Consider the following 19,784-nt stretch of genomic DNA (forward strand, 5'->3'; position numbering starts at 1 on the left):
AAGTTGCCAATGAAACCGGATAGCGCACCTCAAACCCTTCTCGACACCGTGGACGCGGACACCATGCTGCGCGAAGTGCAGGACTGGGCCGCGATCAACACCGGCACCGCGAATATCGAAGGTCTGGCGAAGATGGCCGGCGTGCTCGCCGATGCCTTTTCCGCCCTGCCCGGCGATGTGGAGCTGGTCGATCCCGCCACGGTCACCGCCATTTCGGCCGAGGGGCGAGAATTCGAAAAACCGCATGGCCAGCACATGGTCCTGCGCGTGCGCCCGCAGGCTCAGCGGCGCTTCGTGCTGACCGGCCACATGGACACGGTCTTCCCGGCGGATCACCCGTTTCAGGAAGTGACCTGGCTGGACGACGAGACGCTGAACGGCCCCGGCACCGCCGACATGAAGGGCGGCCTCAACGTCATCCTCCACGCGCTCAAGACCTTCGAGGGCATGGAAGGCGCAGACCGCGTCGGTTACGACGTGATGATCAATGCGGACGAGGAAACCGGCAGCCTTGCCAGCCGGGGGCTGATCGAGGAACTCGCGCGCGGGAAATACGCCGCGCTCACCTATGAACCCAGCGCCCTGCCCGATGGCACGCTGGCCCATGCGCGCGGCGGCACGGGCAATTATTCGATCACCATCACCGGGCGCAGCGCCCATGCGGGCCGCAATCCGCATGATGGCCGCAACGCCATCGTCGCCGCATCCGATCTCGTGCTGCGGATCAAGGCGCTGGAGGCCGGCGATATCACGGTGAACCCCGCCAAGATCGAAGGCGGCGCAGCCAATAATGTGGTGCCCGACCTCGCCATCCTGCGCTTCAACATCCGCCCCCAGTCGACCGATGCGATGCACCGCTTCGATGGCGAACTGGATGCGATCCTGCGCCTGATCGAAACCGAACACGAAGTCGGCGTGCACCGCCACGGCGGCGTGACCCGCCCGCCGAAGCCGGTCGATGACAAGGCCCAGCGGCTGTTCGATCTGGTGAAGGCCTGCGGGGCCGAGCTGGGCCAGACCATCGGCTGGAAACCCACCGGCGGGGTGTGCGATGGCAACAATATCGCCGCCACCGGGGTCCCCGTGGTCGATACCATGGGCGTGCGCGGCGGGGCCATCCATTCGCCAGACGAATTCATGATCGTTCCTTCGCTTCGGGAACGCGCGGCCCTGTCCGCGCTGGTCCTGTCGAAGCTTTCCACCGGAGAGTATTTGTGAGCTTCCGCCTGCGCGCCGCGCATCTCGACGACCTCGAACATCTTTACGAAATGGCCAAGCTGACCGGCGGCGGATTCACCAATCTGCCCGCCGACCGCGCCGCCCTCACCCGCAAGCTGGAGCGCGCCGACCAAGCCTTCTCGCGCACCGACGACGAGCTGGGCGATGACCAGTTCACGCTGGTGCTGGAAAACATGGAAACCGGCCAGGTGCGCGGCACCTGCCAGATCTTCAGCCAGGTCGGGCAGCAATGGCCCTTCTATTCCTATCGCCTCAACACGCTGACGCAGCACAGCCAGGAACTCGACCGCACGGTGCGCGCCGAACTCCTCAGCCTCGTCACCGATCTCGAAGGCTCGTCCGAGGTCGGCGGCCTGTTCCTCCATCCGGGTGAACGCGCGGGCGGGCACGGCCTGCTGCTGGCGCGCAGCCGCTATCTCTTCATTGCCATGCACCGCGCGCGCTTTGCCGACCGAATCCTGGCAGAACTGCGCGGCGTGATCGACGATCGCGGCGGCTCGCCCTTCTGGGACGGGGTCGCGGGCCGGTTCTTCGGCATGACGTTCCAGGAAGCCGATTATTTCAACGCCACCAATGGCAACCAGTTCATCGCCGATCTGATGCCCAAGCATCCGGTCTATGTCGAAATGCTCAGCGACGAGGCCCGCAAGGTCATCGGCGTGCCCCACCCCAGCGGCCGCGCCGCGATGCGCATGCTGGAAAACGAAGGCTTCGCGGCGGAAGGTTATGTCGACATTTTCGACGGCGGGCCGACCATGACCGCGCGCACCGACAATGTGAAAAGCATCAGTTCGGCCAGACCGGCCCGCGTGGTGGATACCGATCTCGACATCGGCGAAAAGGCCCTGATCGCGGCGGGCGCGTTCGGCGGTTTCAAATCGGCCTATGGCATGCGCGATTTCGGCGACGACGATACGGTATCGATCGACCGCATCAGCGCCGAGGCCCTGGAAGTGAGCGTGGGCGACACGGTGTGGAGCGTGGGGCGGTAATCTCCTGCGGGTTTTCGGCAGGAGCGCTGCGGTTGCCTAAACGCCCCCCGTGGATTGCCGCGCGACCTCCGGTCGCTCGCAATGACGAGCGAGGAAAGACAACCGCCCAAACCCCCGTCATCGCGAGGAGCGCAGCGACGCGGCGAGCCATGGCGCCACACTTGCCCAAGCGCCTCATCATGGATTGCCGCGCGACCTCCGGTCGCTCGCAATGACGAGCGAGGGAAGCCAACACGGGCAAAAGCACTGGAAAAGAGCGGCGGCCCCACGGTATGGGTCCCGGAAAGATGGCACGACATCGCTATCCCGCTCGGGCCGAGCCTGCCGAAGCCCAGCTCTTTTCTTGGAGCGCGGGAATGACGAAGACATACATTCTGCCGACAAGATCTGGACGAACGGAGATCAGATGACACTCGTAGAAATCAATTTCGACGGCATCGTCGGCCCCAGCCACAATTACGCCGGGCTCAGCCTCGGCAATATCGCCAGTGCCAGCCACAAGGGCAACACCTCCTATCCGCGCGCCGCGGCGCTGCAGGGGATTGCCAAGATGCGGTCCAACATGGCGCTGGGGCTGGCGCAGGGTTTCCTCCTGCCGTTGCCGCGCCCCAATGGCGATCTGATCCGCGGCCTGGCCATTGGCGAGGATGCGCCGCGCCAGCTGCTGGCCGCCGCATGGTCCGCCTCCAGCATGTGGACCGCCAATGCCGCCACCGTCAGCCCCGCGCCCGATACGGCGGACGGGCGCTGCCATCTCACCCCCGCCAATCTTGTGACCATGCCGCACCGCGCGCAGGAATGGCAGGATACGCAGGCCCAGCTGGCCGTGGCCTTTGGCGACGAACAGCATTTTACCGTCCACGATGCCGTGCTGCCCGCGTTCGGCGATGAAGGCGCGGCCAACCACATGCGCTTTTGCGAAAGCCACGATGCGCCCGGCGTCGAGGTCTTCGTCTGGGGCAAGCAGGGCGGCAAGTTTCCCGCGCGCCAGCACGAACAGGCCAGCCGCGCCATCGCGCGCCTCCACGGGCTCGATCCGGCGAAATGCGTCTTCATCGAGCAGAACCCCGAAGCGATCGAGGCCGGCGCCTTCCACAATGACGTCGTGTCCGTGGCGAACGAGCGCGTGCTGTTCACCCACGAACGCGCCTTTGCCGATAAGCAGGGCGCCTATGACGCGATCCGCGCGGCCTTCCCCGCGCTGGAAGTGGTCGAAGTGCCCGAAAGCGCGGTCAGCCTCGAAGAAGCGATCCGCACCTATCTCTTCAACGCGCAGCTGCTCACTCTGCCCGGCGGCGAAATGGCGCTGGTGGTGCCGAGCGAATGCCAGGAAAGCGCCAGCGTCTGGGCGTGGTGCGAACACATGCTCGCGGGCAATGGGCCGATCCGCCAGGTAATCCCGGTCGATGTGCGCCAGTCGATGGCCAATGGCGGCGGCCCCGCCTGCCTGCGCCTGCGCGTGGTGGCCGACCCGGAAGCGGTCGACCAGCGCTTCATGCTGGACGAAGCCAAGGCCGACCGGATCGAAGCCGTGATCGCGGAAATGTGGCCCGAGACGATCGACCCATCCCAGATCGGCAGCGATGCGCTGGCCAGGCAGGTGGTCGAGGCGCGCGAAGCCCTGCTCGCCGTGCTCTCGCTGGGCGAGCTCGCCTGACGATCCGGAGCAGCGCTCCGGCCCTTACGAAAAGGGTGTCGGATTTTTTGACAAATCGCGCCTGCGTTAACCATGAAAAGTGGCGGGAACGGCTGGCTGGTACAGCCGTTGCATGAGAGGAAATTAAGGACGGAGCGCTGCATCTACATGCTATCGAGGGTCAAAAGACTGTTTGTGATCAAGACACGCTGGGAAGCGTATCTGATCATCTACGCTCTTGCTCTTGGTGCCATGACCCGCGGCGCGCATTACACCGAAATCTATCCCGGCTGGCCCGGCTATGTGCTGATGGCTGCCACGGCCGGTGCCGTATTCATCGGCGGCGCGAAGATTCTCGATGCCATCCGCTACGAGCATGAAGCGCGGCAGGCGAAAGTGACGCCCGCAGCCGAAGCCCCGGTGGAGCCGCAAGTTGACGTTCCGGCAGACGCCTTGGACGAATCCGATGCCTATCTTCTCGCCCGGCAGTCCAGCCGGACGGTCCATGTCGGCGGGTCCGACCAGATCCACTGAGCGTTCGGCGCCGAAAACCCGGCGTTCCGCCTCTCTGCCATCCGATCAAGAAGGTGTTCGGACCCTATTCCGGAACAATTTAGCCGCGCATGGAGCGCAAGCCGCCGCTCGCGATTCCGCGATTTTGCGTGTGAATTGTGTATCTGAGGAAGGTGGGGGTTTCTGTTGCTAGCTACCCCCGGAGCCCCGGAATCCGCTTCTGTTGCCCGGTGGGTCCAACCGCGCTTTAGCTTTGTAAGATCAGGGCGTTAGCCCGTCAGATTACGCTGCGAGAGCGAGTGCTTCGTTATCGTTGGCACTTGTGTGTTGTGAACAGTTTTACGGGTTACTCAGCCCGGGCGAAAACACTGTCTTTCAGCACACGTCGATCCTAGTTCGGCCCCGTCATAAACCGCGGAATTCCGCGCTTTGTGGTGGAGCCGCCGGGTACTGCCCCCGGGTCCGTTGTACCTATTGCACAGCGCCATTTATCGCCATAGCCGGCCGAAACCGGCAGATCCCATATAGGGCAAAGCCGATGAATTTAAAGTGACTTCCCGCAGCTTGCCGAAAGATCACCCGCCAGCCGGATCCTTCCCCGCGCCAGCCGCTGTCCCGCCGGACCGGGAATTGCGCAATTCGTCGCGGATTTCCTTGAGCAGATCGATCTCGGTGGGACCCGGGGGCGTGATGACTTCCTCCGGCTTTTCCTCGAATTCCGCGATGACTTTCTTGGCATAGCGAACCAGCAGGAAGATGATGAACGCCAGGATCAGGAAATTGATCACCGCGGTCACGAAGCTTCCATAACCGATCATCGCAGCCCCCGCTTCCTGCAGCGCTGCATAGTCGTCCATCGGGCCGTCATACCCCTCGGGCGTGTCGAGCAGGATGAAATAACGGCTGAAATCCGCACCTCCGAAGATCGCGCCGACCACCGGCATGATGATCTCGTCCGTCAGCGATTTGACGATCGTGCTGAAGGCACCGCCGATGATGACGGCGACCGCAAGATCGATCACATTGCCCTTGGCGATGAAGGCTTTGAAGTCTTTCAGCATGAACGCGGCATCTTCCCTAAAACTACCTGCAAAATGTGGCGGAGTTTCTGGCACGGGAAAATCGCGTCCTCAACCCTTCGCTTAACTTGAAAGCCCCGGCCACCGTGCTATCTACCTAAGACACATTTGCACCATGTTGCTTTAGGGGAATACCGACATGAACCGCCTGACCGCTTTTCGCTCCGCCCTGCTTGGCGCCGCCGCGCTCGCCGTGTCGGCCTGCGGCATCAATTCCGTCCCTGCCGCCGAGGAAAATGCCAAGGCGAAATGGGCCAATGTCGAGGCCGATTTCCAGCGCCGCGCCAATCTCATTCCCAATCTCGAGCAGGTCGTGCTGTCCTCCGCCGAGGAAGAACGCCAGACGCTGAACGAAGTCATCGAGGCCCGCGCATCGGCCACTCGCCCGGAAATCCAGCTCGAGGGCGACGACCTCAACAATCCGGAAAAAATGCAGCAATTCCAGCAGGCCCAGCAGAATCTCGGCGGCGCGTTGAGCCGTCTGCTGGTTTCGGTTGAACGCTATCCCGAACTGCGCAGCCAGGAGAATTTCGGCCGCTTCATGACCCAGCTCGAAGGCACCGAAAACCGGATCGCGGTCTCGGTGAAGGATTACAACGAGGCCGTGCGCCAGTATAACACGACCATCCGCACCTTCCCGGATACGATCGGCGCGAACATCATTCATGGCGCCGAACCGCTGGTGCCCTATGAAGCCGTGACAGAAGGCGCCGAAGCTGCTCCGCAGCTCGATATGCGCAGCAGCGCCGACTGATCCGCGCGCAAGGGAGAAGCGCCATCATGGATCGTCTATTCCGGCTGCTGCTGATCATGGTAGCGGCGGCAGGGTTCGCCCTGCCCGCCGCTGCGCAGCCATCCTTCCCCGAACGCGGCACCGCATCGGTCGTCGATGAAGCCAATATCATCGACGACGCGACCGAGGCGGAGCTGACGCAAAAGCTCAACGCCTTCGAGGAGTCGAACCAGCGGCAGTTCGTAGTGGCGACCGTGCCCGATCTCCAGGGCTACGACATCGCCGATTACGGATACCAGCTTGGCCGGTTCTGGCAGCTTGGCGATGCCGAACGCAATGACGGCATCATTCTCCTCATCGCGCCGAACGAACGCCAGATGAGAGTGGAAGTGGGATATGGCCTCGAAGGGATCATCCCGGACGGGCTTGCTTATGAATATGTCGAAGGCATGAAGCCCTATTTCCGCGACGGCGATTATTCTGCCGGTATCTCGTGGGGCGCGGACCAGATCATCAACCAGTTGCAGCTTCCGCCAGAAGAAGCGGCCGAGGTCGCCCAGCAGGCACAATCCCAGCGCGAAAGCCGCAGCGGAGGGTTCCCAATCGGCACGCTCGTCTGGCTCGGCTTCCTGTTCTTCTTCTTCATCCTGCCCATGCTGCGCGGACGTGGCAGGCGGCGCCGTTATCGCGGTGGTCCGTGGGGCAACACGGCGCGCGATATCATGCTGTGGGAGGCCGGCAAGGCAGTGGCGCGCAGCCTTGATGACCGCGGTGGCGGCGGCTGGGGAGGCGGCGGCTTCGGTGGCGGCGGTGGTTTCGGCGGCGGCTTTGGCGGCGGCGGGGGAAGTTTCGGAGGCGGTGGCGCCTCGGGGGGCTGGTAATGGTCTATCTGACTGAAAAACAACATTTGATCGTCAGCGATGCCGTGGCCAAGGCCGAGACGACGACAAGCGGGGAAATCGTGACCGTCCTCGCCGACCGTTCGGATGGCTATACCGACGTGGCGCTGTGGTGGGCGGTCGGCGCGAGCTTCACCGCCATGAGCCTGTTCGCCATGGCGCCGGAGCCGCTCCTAGCTTTGCTGGACAGTCTCGCCGGGGGGTGGTCCAGCGAGTGGACACAGGGCCTTGTTCTTACCGTCCTGCTCGCCATCGGGCTCGTTACATTCCTTGCCGTTCTGGCCCTCCAGCTATGGCAGGCGCTGAAGTTCAAGCTGGTCCCCGGACCGGTTGCCGCGGACCGCGTCCGGGATGCGGCGATCCGCCATTTCAAGGTCGGTGCCGAACGCCGGACGCATGGTCGCACCGGCATTCTGCTCTACCTCTCCATGCGCGAACATCGCGCCGAAATCGTCGCCGACGAACCGATTGCGGAGATGGTCCACGCGGAAATCTGGGGTGAAGCCATGGCCGACATGCTTGCCGAAGTCAGCCGCGGCCGGATCGCCGAAGGCCTCGCGGCGGGCGTGCGCGATGTCGGCAAGGTGCTGGCAGAGAATTTCCCGCGGGCGGACGACGATGAGAACGAATTGCCCGATCGGCTGATCGAACTTTGAGCGAGGGCGTCCCCGATCACGACATGCCCGAACAGATCGTTTGGGAAGGCAAGTTCGTAACCGCGAAGACCCGAGGCCGCTGGGAATACGTATCCCGCAGCCGCGGCATCCGCGCTGCCGTCATTCTGGCTGTGGACGATGAGGACCACGTACTACTGGTCGAGCAATATCGCGTTCCATTAGGCCGCAGATGCATCGAACTTCCCGCCGGGCTGGTCGGCGGCGACGATGGCGGGGAAGACGAAGATGCGCTCGCCGCGGCGGGGCGGGAACTGGAAGAAGAGACCGGCTACCGCGCCAGCAACCTGGAAAATCTGGGCGAGTTCTTTTCCTCGCCCGGCATGGTCAGCGAAAGCTTCACCCTGGTGCGCGCGCGCGGCCTTGTGAAGGTTCACGAAGGCGGCGGAGTGGAAGGCGAAAACATTGTCGTTCACCGGATAGCGATGAACGCCCTCCCCGCTTTTCTTGCCTCCAAGCGCCGTGAAGGTTGCGGCATCGATGTGCGTATGCTCCTTTTGCTGGGACAGACAATATTCGAAGGAGAGTGAGTATGGCGGGTCGCTGCGAAGGGAAGCTGGCACTGGTAACGGGCGCGGCACAGGGCCTGGGGCGCGCGCATGCCCGCAGGCTGGCCGAAGAGGGCGCCCAGGTGCTCTGCAGCGATCTCAATGGTGATGGGGCGAAGGAAAGCGCCGATATCATCAATGCCGATCTCGGCGATGGGACCGCTTTTTCAATTCAGCATGATGTGACCGATCCGCAGGCCTGGGAAGCAGCTGTCGATGCCGCGCGCGAGCATCTGGGCGGCCTGAACGTTCTCATCAACAATGCAGGCATCGGTGTCGCCGGCAACATTGAGAGCTGCGCATTCGATGACTGGAAGCGCTGCTTTTCGGTCAATGTGGATTCCATCTTTCATGGCTGCCAGAAAGCCCTGCCGCTGATGCGCGAACATGCGCCGGGATCGATCGTCAACATTTCCAGCATTGCCGGGCTTATCGCCAGCGATACCATGCCGGCCTACAATTCGAGCAAGGCGGCAGTGTGGATGCTATCGAAGTCGATCGCTCTTCATTGTGCCAAGAACAATATGGATATCCGGTGCAACTCGGTTCACCCGACCTTCGTCGATACTCCGATCTTGGATGGAACGGCCAAGGCGCATAGCCTCGACAAGAAAGTGCTGCTCGACAAGCTTGCCCGGCAGATCCCACTCCGCAAGGTGGGAGAGCCTGATGATATCGCCAATGCGGTGGTCTATCTGGCCAGCGATGAGAGCAAATTCATGACCGGCGCAGAGCTCAAGCTCGATGGCGGCATTTCGGCCATGTAGGGTGATGGGACGCGGTCTTGCCCCCGCGTCTCCGATTAGTCGGCAATCAGCGCGATGCCGAGATAGATCAGGATGAAGCTTCCGAAGCCGAACAGAGTGCCAAGCACAAAGCCCACCCGGACCAGTGTGGTATCGACCCCGAAATACCGGCCGATCCCGGCGCAGACGCCCATCAGCTTGCCGTTCTGACGGTCGAGACGGAACTTCCGGCTCGGCTTGACTGCATTGTCTTCATCACGGAATTTCAGCTGGCTCATACGAGAACTCCATTGGGCGAGGCCGGGATGATCGCATATGCGAACACTGCGGCAGAAAGGACGAGCGAGAATGCGGCTGCGACGAGCTTGCCGCCAGATTTTTCAATATCGAACATGGTCATGAACTCCGGACTGGGTGGTGTTTGAATAGATCAGGCGAGAAGGCCGGCTGGGCTGGCGGGGATGATCGCATAAGCCATCATCAGAGCCGAAGCGCCGAAAGCGAAGAATACTGCGAGTGCCTTGTTGTTGGCGAAGTCGATGTCGAACATGGTTTGTTTTCCCTTTAACCTTGGCTTGTCCCCGGACCATCCGGCGGACACCAGATTGATTGCAACGGCCATGCCAAACTCGAAGAATGTCGGAATTGAGCCATTTTTTGCTGAACCATTGGGAATAGCACCGTTCATCAAACCGAAAGATTGGTGAAAAACCCCAACTTTTGGATTTGCGTTTCGGCTGGCTTGGAATGAGCAGCCGCGTTACGGCGCATCTGCCCATGCTGGATCGCATTTCCCTCACCCGATTTCGCAATCATGCTGCCACCGAAATCGCGGGCACGGCGCAGTTCAATCTTCTTGTCGGGGATAACGGAGCCGGAAAAACGAATGTGCTGGAGGCTATCTCGCTGCTGTCGCCGGGCAGAGGATTGCGCCGGGCGGCGCTTGCCGAAATTGTGCAGCATGGCGCCAGCGACGGGTTCGGCGTCGGAGCGAGCCTGCTGACAGGTCCGCGCGATGAACCGGTGCGGCTGGCCACCTATTCCGAAGCGCAGCAGCCGGGGCGGCGCAAGGTCAGGATAAATGGTGCCGAGACAACGGCGACCGCGCTGGGCGAATGGCTGGCGCTTACCTGGCTCACCCCCGCGATGGATGGGCTTTTTACCGGGCCCGCTGCCGACCGGCGGAGGTTCATCGACCGGATGGCATTGGCACTCGATCCTGCGCATGCTGTCCATGCCTCGCGCTACGAAGGGGCGTTGCGCGAACGCAACCGGCTCTTGTCGGATGACCGGCCGCCCGAAAGCGCATGGCTCGACGCGATCGAGGCGCAGATGGTCGAGCATGGAGGAAGGCTGATTGCCGGACGGGCAAATCTCGTCGACACGCTGATGGGCCGGATCGCCCATATGCCGAACGAGCCTTTCGCCCGCCCCGCCCTGACCTATGCACCCGGGGGAGCAGATACAGCCGAGGCGCTGTCGCAAGCGCTCTTCGATGGCCGTCAGCGCGACCGTGCCGCCCAGCGCACCTTAATCGGGCCGCACCGCGACGAGCTCGAAGTGGTGCACGCAGCCAAACGCGTCACCGCCGCCCAAAGTTCGACTGGGGAGCAGAAGGCCATGCTTGTGGCCATTACCTTGGCCCACGCAGCGCTGGCCGCCCAAGGACGCGCAGGCCTTCTCTTACTCGATGAAGTCGCGGCCCATCTCGACCCCGTTAGGCGCGCCGCCCTGTTCGATCAGCTGGAGGCAAGCGGGGCGCAGGTCTGGATGACAGGAACGGAAACCGCGCCCTTCGAAACCATCGCGGATCGCGCCGCAATCTGGCGCATCACCGCGGGGCAAATTACGCGCCTCTAGTTCTTCGCCGGAAGCGCGGCTTCAACCTCGTCCAAAGTGTGGGCCACCAATGTGTCGATGCCTTGCGCCGTGGGATGGATCCGGTCCGACTGAAATAGCGATGGATCCTCGTAAATGCTTTCCAGCCAGAACGGGACGACCGCTGCACCATACTCGGCCGCAAGTTCGCCATAGAGCGCGTCGAAACGCTGCTGGTAGTCGGGTCCGTAATTGGGTGGGGCGCGCATACCCATCAGGAGAACCGGAATGTCTCGCTGCTGCAATTCATCGAGCATCGCCTCGAAATTGGCGCGCGTATCTGCCGGATCTATCCCCCGCAGCATGTCATTGCCGCCCAGTTCGAGGAGCACGAGATCGGGCTTGTCCTCAAGCTGGTCTAGCACAAAGGCCAGTCGCTGCCTTCCCGCCGCACTTGTGTCGCCCGACACACCGGAATCGATCACGCGGGCATTCACTCCGTTTTCGCGCAGGGCCCGCTCAAGCTTCTCGGGATAGCCCTGATGATCGGCCAGATTGTACCCTGCAAACAGGCTGTCTCCGAAGGCAAGGATCCGTCGCTCCTCCCCTTCTACGCTGATGTCATTGGGCGCGATTTCCGCGGTTGGCTGCTCGTCTGTCGGCCTCTCCTCGACCTCGCTCGAACAAGCCCCCAGCGTCAGGGCGGACAGGAGGATCGACAAACTTGCGAGACGCATCGGCGGAGTTCCTTGTGCGGGGATTGGCCTTCTGCCATCGCAGCCGAGTGAATACTTCTCAAGATGCGATTTGCGCCCGCGACCTGCGCCTCACCCTCGGCTCATCGCAAGCGCCGGTAGAAATCCTCAAGGGATTGAACCTGACCGTGGGCGCGGGAGAGACTGTTGCCCTGCTCGGACCGTCGGGTTCGGGCAAGAGCTCACTCATGGCTGTGCTGTCGGGGCTGGAGCGGGCGACCTCCGGGACGCTTCTGGTGGCAGGCGAGGATTTCGCCGCCATGGGAGAGGACGAACTCGCCCGCGCCCGCCGGGGCCGGATCGGCATCGTACTTCAGGCTTTCCACCTCCTGCCGACCATGACTGCGCTCGAAAATGTGGCCACCCCGATGGAGCTCGCCGGGGAGCAAGATGCTCAGCTTCGCGCGCGCGCCGAGTTGGAGGCAGTTGGCCTTGGCCACCGTCTGGATCACTATCCGCAGCAGCTTTCCGGCGGCGAACAGCAACGGGTCGCCATAGCCCGCGCCATAGCTCCGCGTCCCGATCTCATCTTTGCCGACGAACCAACCGGCAATCTCGATGCGGCGACCGGTCACGAGATCGTCAATCTCCTGTTCGAGCGGCGTGCGGAAACCGGCGCGACGCTGCTGGTGATCACTCACGATCCAGAACTTGCCGAGCACTGCGGCCGCATCCTGACCTTGGGTGACGGCAAGATTGCAAGCGATACCGCCGCATGAGCTGGGCCAATGCCTGGCGGATCGCGAGGCGCGATCTCAATGCCCGTTTCAAGGGGCTTCGGCTCTTGCTGGTCTGTATCTTCCTTGGCACCGCGGCGCTCGCAGCGATCGGTTCGCTCACCGCTGCCATCGAGCGTGAGCTGGAAGCCAATGGCCAGACTTTCCTCGGCGGGGATATCCAGGTCGAGTTGTGGCAACGTTCGCTCAATGCCGACGAACGTGCGGCGCTGGAACAGCTCGGCACAGTATCTGCGGGCACACGGTTGCAGGCCATGGCGCGCAAGGATGATCTTGCCGCGCCGATCGAGTTGAAGGCCGTCGACGAGGCTTACCCGCTTTATGGCAGCCTGGTGCTGGAAGGTCAGGGCAAATCCCCCGCACCGACCGGGAATCAGGCTTTCCTCGCCCCCGGCGCGGCTGACAGGCTCGGCGTTCGCCGCGGCGATAGTTTCGCAGTTGGCACGCAAACGCTGACTGTCGCCGGCATCATCGAGGATGAACCCGACCGGCTTGGCGAAGGTTTCCAGCTTGGCCCAACGATAATGGTCGCCGAGGATCTTCCCCGCCGCGCCGGCCTGCTCGAGCCCGGCTCCATGTATCAGAGCAAGACACGGTTGGCGCTTGCCGAAACCCGCGATCTGGAAGCGATCGAACAAGACTTGGAAGATCGCTTTCCGGATGCCGGCTTCGATATCGACACGGCTGAGAATGGCGCGCCCGGGACGGACCGTTTCATCGAGCGCATGAGTGAATTTCTCACCCTCGTGGGCCTGGCCGCGCTGGTCATCGCCGGTATCGGCATCGGCGGAGGGGTGACGTCCTATCTCGATGCGCGGCGGCAATCGATCGCCACACTGAAGGTATTGGGCGCTGATAGCCGCGATATCGCGCGGATCTATGCCTTGCAGATCTTCGCTGCCTCCGCTGTTGGCAGCATCGCAGGTCTGGTCGTCGGTGTCGCAGTGGTGCCAGTTCTCGCCCAAGCGCTGGAAGGTCTGCTCCCGGTCAATGCCGGATTTGTGATCGATCCAGGCGCTCTTGCTCTTGCAGCCGCCTATGGCTTTCTCGTCGCACTTGTATTTGCTGCCCCCCCTCTGATGCGCGCGCGGCACTTTCCTGCAATGGCCCTGATGCGAGCTCGCGTGGCGCCATTGGCGCGCGATCGGTCTGCGATGCTCGTTGTGACCGGGGGACTAGCGGCGATCGTCGGGCTGGCACTTCTCACCTCCAGTCGCCCCTTGCTGGCTGGCGGGTTTCTCTTTGGAGCTGCAATCGTGCTCGGCCTGCTCGCCTTGCTGGGATGGCTGATCCGCAAGGGCGCTGCTGCCCTGCCCCGCCCGCAAGGCCCGATAGCGCGCGCCGCACTGGCGAACATCTACCGCCCCGGATCCAGCACTGGCTCGCTCGTTACTGCGCTGGGCTTCGGCCTCGCAGCGTTCGTCCTGCTCGCAGCGATCCAGAGTTCGATCGACGGCAATATTCAGAGCCGCGTTCCCGAGCGCGCGCCCGACTACTTTGTGCTGGATGTCCCCCGCGACCGGGAGGCTGATTTCCGCGCGCTGGTTACACAGGCCGACAGCGGGGCCAGTGTGCGCGCAGTGCCGGCCCTGCGCGGAGCGGTTCTCGCCTTCGGCCCGGAAGAGTCGATGACCCGTACTTCCAGCCTCGAGGAAATCCCCGACGGCGCATGGGCCCTGCGCGGAGAGCGCGGCCTCACTTACGCCGATGAGGTTCCGGAAGGCAACGAATTGACGGACGGAAGCTGGTGGGGCCCGATGTATGTAGGCGAGCCACTCGTCTCGGTCGACAAGGATTTCGCCGAAGCTGCAGGGCTTAAGATCGGTGACAAGCTGACCTTCGGAGTGCTGGGAGCGGAGATTGAGACCCGCATTGCCAGTCTGCGCACCATCAACTGGGAAAGCCTGGGGTTCAATTACGTCTTCGTGCTCAGCCCGAATGCCTTGCGCGACACCCCGCACAATCTCGCCGCGACGATCGAGCTTTCGGACGGCACTCCGACCGGTCCGCTGCTGCAGGCGCTGGTACGCGAATTTCCTTCCACTTCGGTGATCGAGGTCGGCGGCGTGCTTCAGCAGGCTCGTACCATCCTCGAACAGGTCGGCATCGCCACCCTGGCAGCGGCGAGTGTTGCAGTGCTTGCCGGTCTCGCCGTGCTGTTGGGTGCGATAGCGGCAGCCCGGGCCTCGCGCACTTACGACACCGTGGTCTTGCGCGTTCTGGGGGCCGATCGCCGGCAGGTACTGGCTATGCAATTGGCTGAATATGCGCTGCTCGCGGGGGCGCTTGCACTGGTTGCCCTGGGTCTCGGCACCTTGACCGCCTGGCTGGTGGTCACTCAGCTGTTCGAATTCGACTGGCTGCCCGATTGGGGGCAGGTTTTCGCCGTGCTCGGCCTAGGGCTTGCTGTTGTTGTCGCCTTCGCTGTGGGCGGCTCGCTTCCACTTTTGCGTAGCAAGCCAGCGCAGGTGCTTCGGGCGCTTTGAGACACCGCTGCCCGGCAAGGCGCTTTGTTTGCCAACTACACGCAAAAAGGGGGCCTGCGGCCCCCTTCCCTGATCGTTCAAGTGCAAGCCTAGCTTAGAACTTGAACTTCGCAGCGACACCGTAGGTGCGAGGCTGGTTCGGATAGCCCGAGATCGACTGTCCCTGCGCCACAGAGGGGAAGATCGTCGTTATATAACGATCATCGAGCAGGTTGCGGCCCCAGACAGACACTTCCAGTCCCATGGCCATCGCGTAGGTAAGCGATGCATTCAGACTGTTCACCTCGCGCGTATATTGCTGCGCCACGGCACGCGCCTGCGTGAAGTCACGCTCCCCGGTCGCAGGATCGGTTACGATATAGTTCGTCAGCCCGTTCAGCACCTGCACCTGCGATTGATAGGAGAAATCGCCGCGCAGGATGATACGGTCACCTGCATCGTTGACTTCCTGATCGTAGGTCGCGCCGAATACGGCTGCCAGTTCCGGCACACCGGCGACGGCGACCCCGGACAGGTCACCCACTGGCGAATCGACGAAGCTGTCATATTTGGCGTCCAGATAAGTCATCGCGAGGTTGAACGTCAGCGCGTCCGTTGGCCTGACATAGCCATCGAACTCGATACCGAAGGTTTCCTGCTTGCCCGCATTGCTCAGCACGAAGGACGAACCCGTGAAGGTGTTCGCCTGAAAATCATCGATGCTTTGCTGGAAGACGGTCAGGTTGGCAGCCGCCAGGCCCCAATTGCCCTTGATCCCAACTTCGTAGACCTCCGAATTCTCGGCTTCGGCGAAGCGCGTTCCCGGGCGCAGATTGGTAACCGCCCGACCTTGCTGCTGTAGTGCCGCAAAATCGGCCGGGACCGGGCGGCTGTCGCGGGAGAGGTTGAAGCTTGGCGCCTTGTAGCCGGTTGCCCAGCTGGCGTAGACGTTGAGTGTCGGCGTGACCTCATACGCCAGTCGAACGTTCCAGCTCCAGTCGTCGTCATTGGTGCTGCAGCTTTCGACTGCATTCGGGCAGTTCTGAAACGGCGGCAGAAACTGCAAGGGGGTAAGGCCAAGCAGCGGATTGACCGCCGGATTGGTATCGTTGGCGTCGGCGAAGGTCTGCACGCCTGTCGCCACCTGGCCGAACACCGCCGGATTGGCAGCGGCAAACGCGCCTATTTCGGCCTGCGACGCCGGACGACCCAGCATCAGGATGTTGCCGACCTGGGTAGCGAGACCCTGAGCGAAGATTGCACGATTGCCAGATGCCACGAGATCGACACCAGAGAAGACATCCTCACTACGGGAGTCCGTGGCGATCTGCTTCTTGTCCTTGGTGTAGTTCGCGCCGAGCGTCAGAACCAGTTCGTCGGTAAAGGCGAAATCGACATTGCCAAAAACCGAATATGCCTCGTTATCCTGTGTGATGGCGTTGAAGAAGCCCTGACCCTCGGCAAAGAACTGGCCAGTGTAGTCGGTCCCATTCAATGCACCCAGCGTCGCCTCTAGCGAAGGAACGCTCTGGGTACCCTGAGTTAGGCCGCGAATGAGCAGATCGGCATAGGTGCGGAAGTCGTCTCCGTAGATGATCTGGTCACGCGTATCGACAGTCTCATCGAAATAGTAACCGCCAAGCAGGAAGTTGAACGGTCCGTCGAAGTCCGAGGACAAACGCAGTTCCTGCGTGAAGGTGTCGATATCGGCATCGCCGATATTCGCACCGCTTGCCAGCGATGCGCTGGTAAAGTCGACATCCTGATTGGCCGAAAGGTGGGTCTCACGATAGGACGTGATCGACGTGAGCACGACATTGCCGAATTCGTAATCGAGTTGGCCGGATATGCCATAATTCTTGATGTCGTTGAGCGGATCGACATCGGTGAAGATCACGTCCCCATCGGGATTGTCCCTGAAATCATTCACCTGCCCGCCGATCAGCGGGGATGTGATGATGCCCGTCTCGAGCGACGGCGCGACATTCACCACGCCGCAGCAGCGTTCTTCGATCTTGTCGTAATCTGCAATGATGCGCGCCTGAAGCGGGCCGCCATTGTCGAACAGCAACTGTCCACGCGCGAACCAGCGGTTGCGATCGTTGACGTCCTCTCCGTTGAACCCATTCGTCAGGAAGCCGTCCCGATTGTTGTAACCGGCACCGGCGCTGAACGCTATGGATTCGCTGATCGGGCCGGTGACGTACCCTTTCACGACCTTGGCATCATAGTTGCCGTAGCTGGCCTCGACCGAGCCGCTGAACTCGAATTCGGGACGCTTGGTCACGATCGAGATCACACCGGCACTGGCATTCTTGCCGAATAGTGTGGATTGCGGTCCGCGAAGCACTTCGACGCGCTGAATATCGGGAAGGTCAGATATCTGGGCGACCGCACGGCTGCGATAGACCCCGTCCACGAACATGGCGACGGATGGTTCGAGGCCGATATTGTTGCCGTCGGTACCGAAGCCGCGCACCGAATAGCTCGTAGCGAAGGCGCTCTGAAGCTGGCTGACCTGCAGCGATGGAACGACCGTCGCCAGATCGGCGATGTCGCGGATCTGGGCGCGCTCGATAGTTTCTGCAGTTGTTACACTGACCGCAACCGGAACTTCCTGAAGCGTCTGCTCGCGCTTCGTCGCTGTAACGATGATTATGTTGGGGTCAGGACTGGCTGCCTGTTCTTCTGCGCTGTCATATTGAGCTGCCTGTTCCTGCTCGGCGTCTTGCGCGATGGCAGACGTGGGAACGATGACGGCGGCAGAACCAACCAATAAGGCGGAACGAATAGTCGCCGTGCGACCATAGGCCTTCAATTTCATTTAGCGGCTTCCTCTCAAAACCTGATGTTTTAGCCTGCCCGCCTTCCCCAAAAGCCGCACAGACACCGGAGAGTTTATTTGTTCTGTTCTCCGATGCCGTCCCGTCTAGCGCATTTCTTGCCTTCCCCCAAGCGCGATGTAACTTGATTGCAACGCCGAGATAGAGGGATCGACGCTTGCCGCAACGCACCATTTCGGCTAGGGGCGCCCTCGAATTGGCCGGCTCGCAAGTGCCCGCCGTTACGGCATCCTTACGAAAGCACTCATTATGTCCCGCGACCTTCGTAACGTGGCGATCATCGCCCACGTCGACCACGGCAAGACTACGCTTGTCGATCAGCTCTTCCGCCAGTCGGGCACTTTCCGTGAGAATCAGCGCGTGGAAGAACGCGCTATGGATTCGAACGATCTGGAAAAAGAACGTGGAATCACGATTCTCGCCAAATGCACCAGTGTCGAATGGAACGGGACCCGCATCAATATTGTCGATACCCCCGGCCACGCCGACTTCGGCGCGGAAGTGGAACGTATCCTCAGCATGGTCGACGGCGTCATTCTGCTGGTCGACAGTGCCGAAGGCCCGATGCCGCAGACGAAGTTCGTGACCGGCAAGGCTCTGGGTCTCGGCCTCAAGCCGATCGTGGTGGTCAACAAGATCGACCGCGGCGACGCCCGCCCGCAGGAAGTCCTCGACGAAGTATTCGACCTTTTCGCCAGCCTCGATGCGAATGACGAGCAGCTTGACTTCCCCAGCCTGTGGGCTTCCGGCCGCGACGGCTATGCGAGCGACGACGAGACGGCCCGCTCCGGCGATCTCAATCCGCTGTTCAAGCTGATCGTGGACCATGTCCCGGCCCCGGGCCTCGATACTGAAGCACCCTTCAGCTTCCTCGCCACCCTGCTCGATCGTGACAACTTCATGGGCCGCGTCCTCACCGGCCGCGTGCAGTCGGGCACTATCAAGCTGAACGACCCGATCCACGCACTCGACGCACAGGGCAATGTCCTGGAAGTCGGCCGCGCCACCAAGTTGCTTTCGTTCGACGGGCTCGACCGGGTACCGGTCGACAGTGCAGAAGCAGGCGATATCATCGCGCTCGCCGGTCTCGAAAAAGCCACCGTGGCAAACACCATTGCCGATCCCAGCGTCAAGACACCGATCGAAGCGCAGCCCATTGATCCGCCCACCCTGGCGATGCGATTTGCCGTGAATGACAGCCCGCTTGCGGGACGTGAAGGCAGCAAGGTGACAAGCCGCCTCATCCGCGACCGTCTTTATCGTGAAGCGGAAACGAATGTCGCGATCCGCATCACCGAAAGCGAAGACAAGGACAGCTTCGAAGTCGCCGGTCGCGGCGAACTGCAGCTGGGCGTGCTGATCGAAACGATGCGCCGCGAAGGCTTCGAACTGGGCATCAGCCGCCCGCGTGTCCTCTTCCGTGAAGAAAACGGCCAGCGCATGGAGCCGTTCGAGACAGTCGTCATCGACGTCGACGACGAGCATTCGGGCACGGTTGTCGAGAAGATGCAGCGCCGCAAGGCGGAGCTGACCGAAATGCGCCCGTCGGGCCAAGGCAAGACTCGCATCACCTTCTCTGCTCCGTCACGAGGCCTTATCGGCTATCACGGAGAATTCCTGTCCGACACGCGCGGTACAGGCATCATGAACCGCCTGTTCGAGAAGTATGACACTTACCGCGGCCCGATTGAAGGTCGCCAGAACGGCGTTCTTATCTCGATGGTCCCCGGTGAAGCTGTTCCCTACGCGCTCAACGCGCTTGAAGATCGCGGCGAGCTGTTCATCAGCGGCGGCGCCAAGATTTACGAAGGCATGGTAATCGGCGAGAACGCCAAGCCCGACGATCTGGAAGTCAACCCGATGAAGTCCAAGCAGCTGACGAACTTCCGTTCGACCGGCAAGGACGATGCCATCCGCCTGACGCCGCCGCGCGTCATGACGCTGGAGCAGGCTATCGCCTATATCGACGACGACGAGATGGTCGAAGTGACGCCGGAAAACATCCGTCTGCGCAAAGCCATCCTCGATCCGCACGAGCGCAAGCGCGCCAAGCGCTCCGGCCAGATCTAAGTCCTTTTTCACAGGCACAAAAAAAGGGGCCGCTCTC

Annotated in this window: 19 protein-coding genes and 1 other RNA gene; 13 read left to right on the plus strand and 7 right to left on the minus strand. The window is 62.0% G+C overall.

Annotated elements, in window-relative coordinates:
* Nucleotides 1-9 precede the first annotated feature (9 nt).
* The 4 genes from ACI2I1_RS02290 to ACI2I1_RS02305 all read left to right on the plus strand — a co-directional run bounded on the left by ACI2I1_RS02290 (nt 10) and on the right by ACI2I1_RS02305 (nt 4,401).
* Entirely contained in the window at nt 10-1,218 is a 1,209-nt protein-coding gene (locus tag ACI2I1_RS02290) for a hydrolase (RefSeq protein WP_404677739.1), read from the plus strand.
* The gene (locus ACI2I1_RS02295; protein WP_224811987.1) at nt 1,215-2,231 is read left to right on the plus strand and encodes an arginine N-succinyltransferase; all 1,017 of its coding nucleotides are present in this window, start codon (nt 1,215-1,217) and stop codon (nt 2,229-2,231) included. The genes ACI2I1_RS02290 and ACI2I1_RS02295 overlap by 4 nt, the downstream gene beginning before the upstream one ends.
* 406 nt (nt 2,232-2,637) lie before the next feature.
* A complete protein-coding gene (locus ACI2I1_RS02300) occupies nt 2,638-3,888 on the plus strand; it encodes an N-succinylarginine dihydrolase (RefSeq protein WP_404677740.1) in 1,251 nt (416 codons plus the stop codon).
* 174 nt (nt 3,889-4,062) lie between these two features.
* Complete coding sequence (locus ACI2I1_RS02305) at nt 4,063-4,401, plus strand: hypothetical protein (RefSeq protein ID WP_404677741.1); 339 nt, start codon at nt 4,063-4,065, stop codon at nt 4,399-4,401.
* Nucleotides 4,402-4,588: 187 nt separating this feature from the next.
* On the opposite strand, the gene ssrA is transcribed toward ACI2I1_RS02305, so the two are convergent.
* Nucleotides 4,589-4,933: a transfer-messenger RNA gene (gene ssrA, locus ACI2I1_RS02310) on the minus strand.
* A gap of 22 nt (nt 4,934-4,955) precedes the next feature.
* Nucleotides 4,956-5,441: a large conductance mechanosensitive channel protein MscL gene (mscL, locus tag ACI2I1_RS02315; RefSeq protein ID WP_404677742.1), complete on the minus strand. Its 486-nt coding sequence runs from the start codon at nt 5,439-5,441 to the stop codon at nt 4,956-4,958.
* 157 nt (nt 5,442-5,598) lie between these two features.
* Between mscL and ACI2I1_RS02320 the strand changes: the two genes are divergently transcribed.
* From ACI2I1_RS02320 to ACI2I1_RS02340, 5 genes are read left to right on the plus strand one after another with little or no spacing between them, the layout of a single operon-like run.
* Complete coding sequence (locus ACI2I1_RS02320) at nt 5,599-6,213, plus strand: LemA family protein (protein WP_404677743.1); 615 nt, start codon at nt 5,599-5,601, stop codon at nt 6,211-6,213.
* A 26-nt stretch (nt 6,214-6,239) separates the two neighbouring features.
* Entirely contained in the window at nt 6,240-7,073 is an 834-nt protein-coding gene (locus ACI2I1_RS02325; protein ID WP_404677744.1) for a TPM domain-containing protein, read from the plus strand.
* Complete coding sequence (locus ACI2I1_RS02330; RefSeq protein ID WP_404677745.1) at nt 7,073-7,747, plus strand: TPM domain-containing protein; 675 nt, start codon at nt 7,073-7,075, stop codon at nt 7,745-7,747. The genes ACI2I1_RS02325 and ACI2I1_RS02330 overlap by 1 nt, the downstream gene beginning before the upstream one ends.
* Before the next feature lie 23 nt (nt 7,748-7,770).
* Nucleotides 7,771-8,295, plus strand: coding sequence for an NUDIX hydrolase (locus ACI2I1_RS02335; RefSeq protein WP_404678315.1), 525 nt, complete (start codon nt 7,771-7,773; stop codon nt 8,293-8,295).
* A gap of 2 nt (nt 8,296-8,297) precedes the next feature.
* Nucleotides 8,298-9,080 carry an SDR family oxidoreductase gene (locus tag ACI2I1_RS02340; RefSeq protein WP_404677746.1) on the plus strand — a complete coding sequence of 261 codons (783 nt, stop codon included), beginning with the start codon at nt 8,298-8,300 and terminating at the stop codon, nt 9,078-9,080.
* Nucleotides 9,081-9,115: 35 nt separating this feature from the next.
* On the opposite strand, the gene ACI2I1_RS02345 is transcribed toward ACI2I1_RS02340, so the two are convergent.
* From ACI2I1_RS02345 to ACI2I1_RS02355, 3 genes are read right to left on the minus strand one after another with little or no spacing between them, the layout of a single operon-like run.
* Nucleotides 9,116-9,337 (minus strand): PspC domain-containing protein, encoded by a 222-nt coding sequence (locus tag ACI2I1_RS02345; protein ID WP_221542909.1) that lies wholly within the window; start codon nt 9,335-9,337, stop codon nt 9,116-9,118.
* Entirely contained in the window at nt 9,334-9,453 is a 120-nt protein-coding gene (locus ACI2I1_RS02350; protein ID WP_224811994.1) for a recombination protein F, read from the minus strand. The genes ACI2I1_RS02345 and ACI2I1_RS02350 overlap by 4 nt, the downstream gene beginning before the upstream one ends.
* Nucleotides 9,454-9,489: 36 nt before the next feature.
* Nucleotides 9,490-9,747 (minus strand): hypothetical protein, encoded by a 258-nt coding sequence (locus ACI2I1_RS02355; protein WP_404677747.1) that lies wholly within the window; start codon nt 9,745-9,747, stop codon nt 9,490-9,492.
* Between the two features lie 89 nt (nt 9,748-9,836).
* Here ACI2I1_RS02355 and recF point away from each other — a divergent pair, with 89 nt between their 5' ends.
* Nucleotides 9,837-10,919 carry a DNA replication/repair protein RecF gene (gene recF / locus ACI2I1_RS02360; protein WP_404678316.1) on the plus strand — a complete coding sequence of 361 codons (1,083 nt, stop codon included), beginning with the start codon at nt 9,837-9,839 and terminating at the stop codon, nt 10,917-10,919.
* On the opposite strand, the gene ACI2I1_RS02365 is transcribed toward recF, so the two are convergent.
* Nucleotides 10,916-11,614: an arylesterase gene (locus ACI2I1_RS02365; protein ID WP_404677748.1), complete on the minus strand. Its 699-nt coding sequence runs from the start codon at nt 11,612-11,614 to the stop codon at nt 10,916-10,918. The genes recF and ACI2I1_RS02365 overlap by 4 nt on opposite strands.
* A gap of 47 nt (nt 11,615-11,661) precedes the next feature.
* Between ACI2I1_RS02365 and ACI2I1_RS02370 the strand changes: the two genes are divergently transcribed.
* Nucleotides 11,662-12,351 (plus strand): ABC transporter ATP-binding protein, encoded by a 690-nt coding sequence (locus ACI2I1_RS02370; RefSeq protein WP_404677749.1) that lies wholly within the window; start codon nt 11,662-11,664, stop codon nt 12,349-12,351.
* Entirely contained in the window at nt 12,348-14,855 is a 2,508-nt protein-coding gene (locus ACI2I1_RS02375) for an ABC transporter permease (protein ID WP_404677750.1), read from the plus strand. Before ACI2I1_RS02370 ends, ACI2I1_RS02375 begins: the two co-directional genes overlap by 4 nt.
* A gap of 94 nt (nt 14,856-14,949) precedes the next feature.
* Here the strand turns inward: ACI2I1_RS02375 and ACI2I1_RS02380 are convergent, their stop codons facing one another.
* Nucleotides 14,950-17,658 carry a TonB-dependent receptor gene (locus ACI2I1_RS02380; RefSeq protein ID WP_404677751.1) on the minus strand — a complete coding sequence of 903 codons (2,709 nt, stop codon included), beginning with the start codon at nt 17,656-17,658 and terminating at the stop codon, nt 14,950-14,952.
* A 268-nt stretch (nt 17,659-17,926) separates the two neighbouring features.
* On the opposite strand from ACI2I1_RS02380, the gene typA reads away from it, so the two are divergent.
* Nucleotides 17,927-19,747: a translational GTPase TypA gene (gene typA, locus ACI2I1_RS02385; protein WP_221542902.1), complete on the plus strand. Its 1,821-nt coding sequence runs from the start codon at nt 17,927-17,929 to the stop codon at nt 19,745-19,747.
* Nucleotides 19,748-19,784 lie beyond the last annotated feature (37 nt).

Origin of the sequence: Qipengyuania sp. NPDC077563, from assembly GCF_044901345.1 — a bacterium.
Taxonomy (GTDB): Bacteria; Pseudomonadota; Alphaproteobacteria; order Sphingomonadales; family Sphingomonadaceae; genus Qipengyuania; species Qipengyuania aestuarii.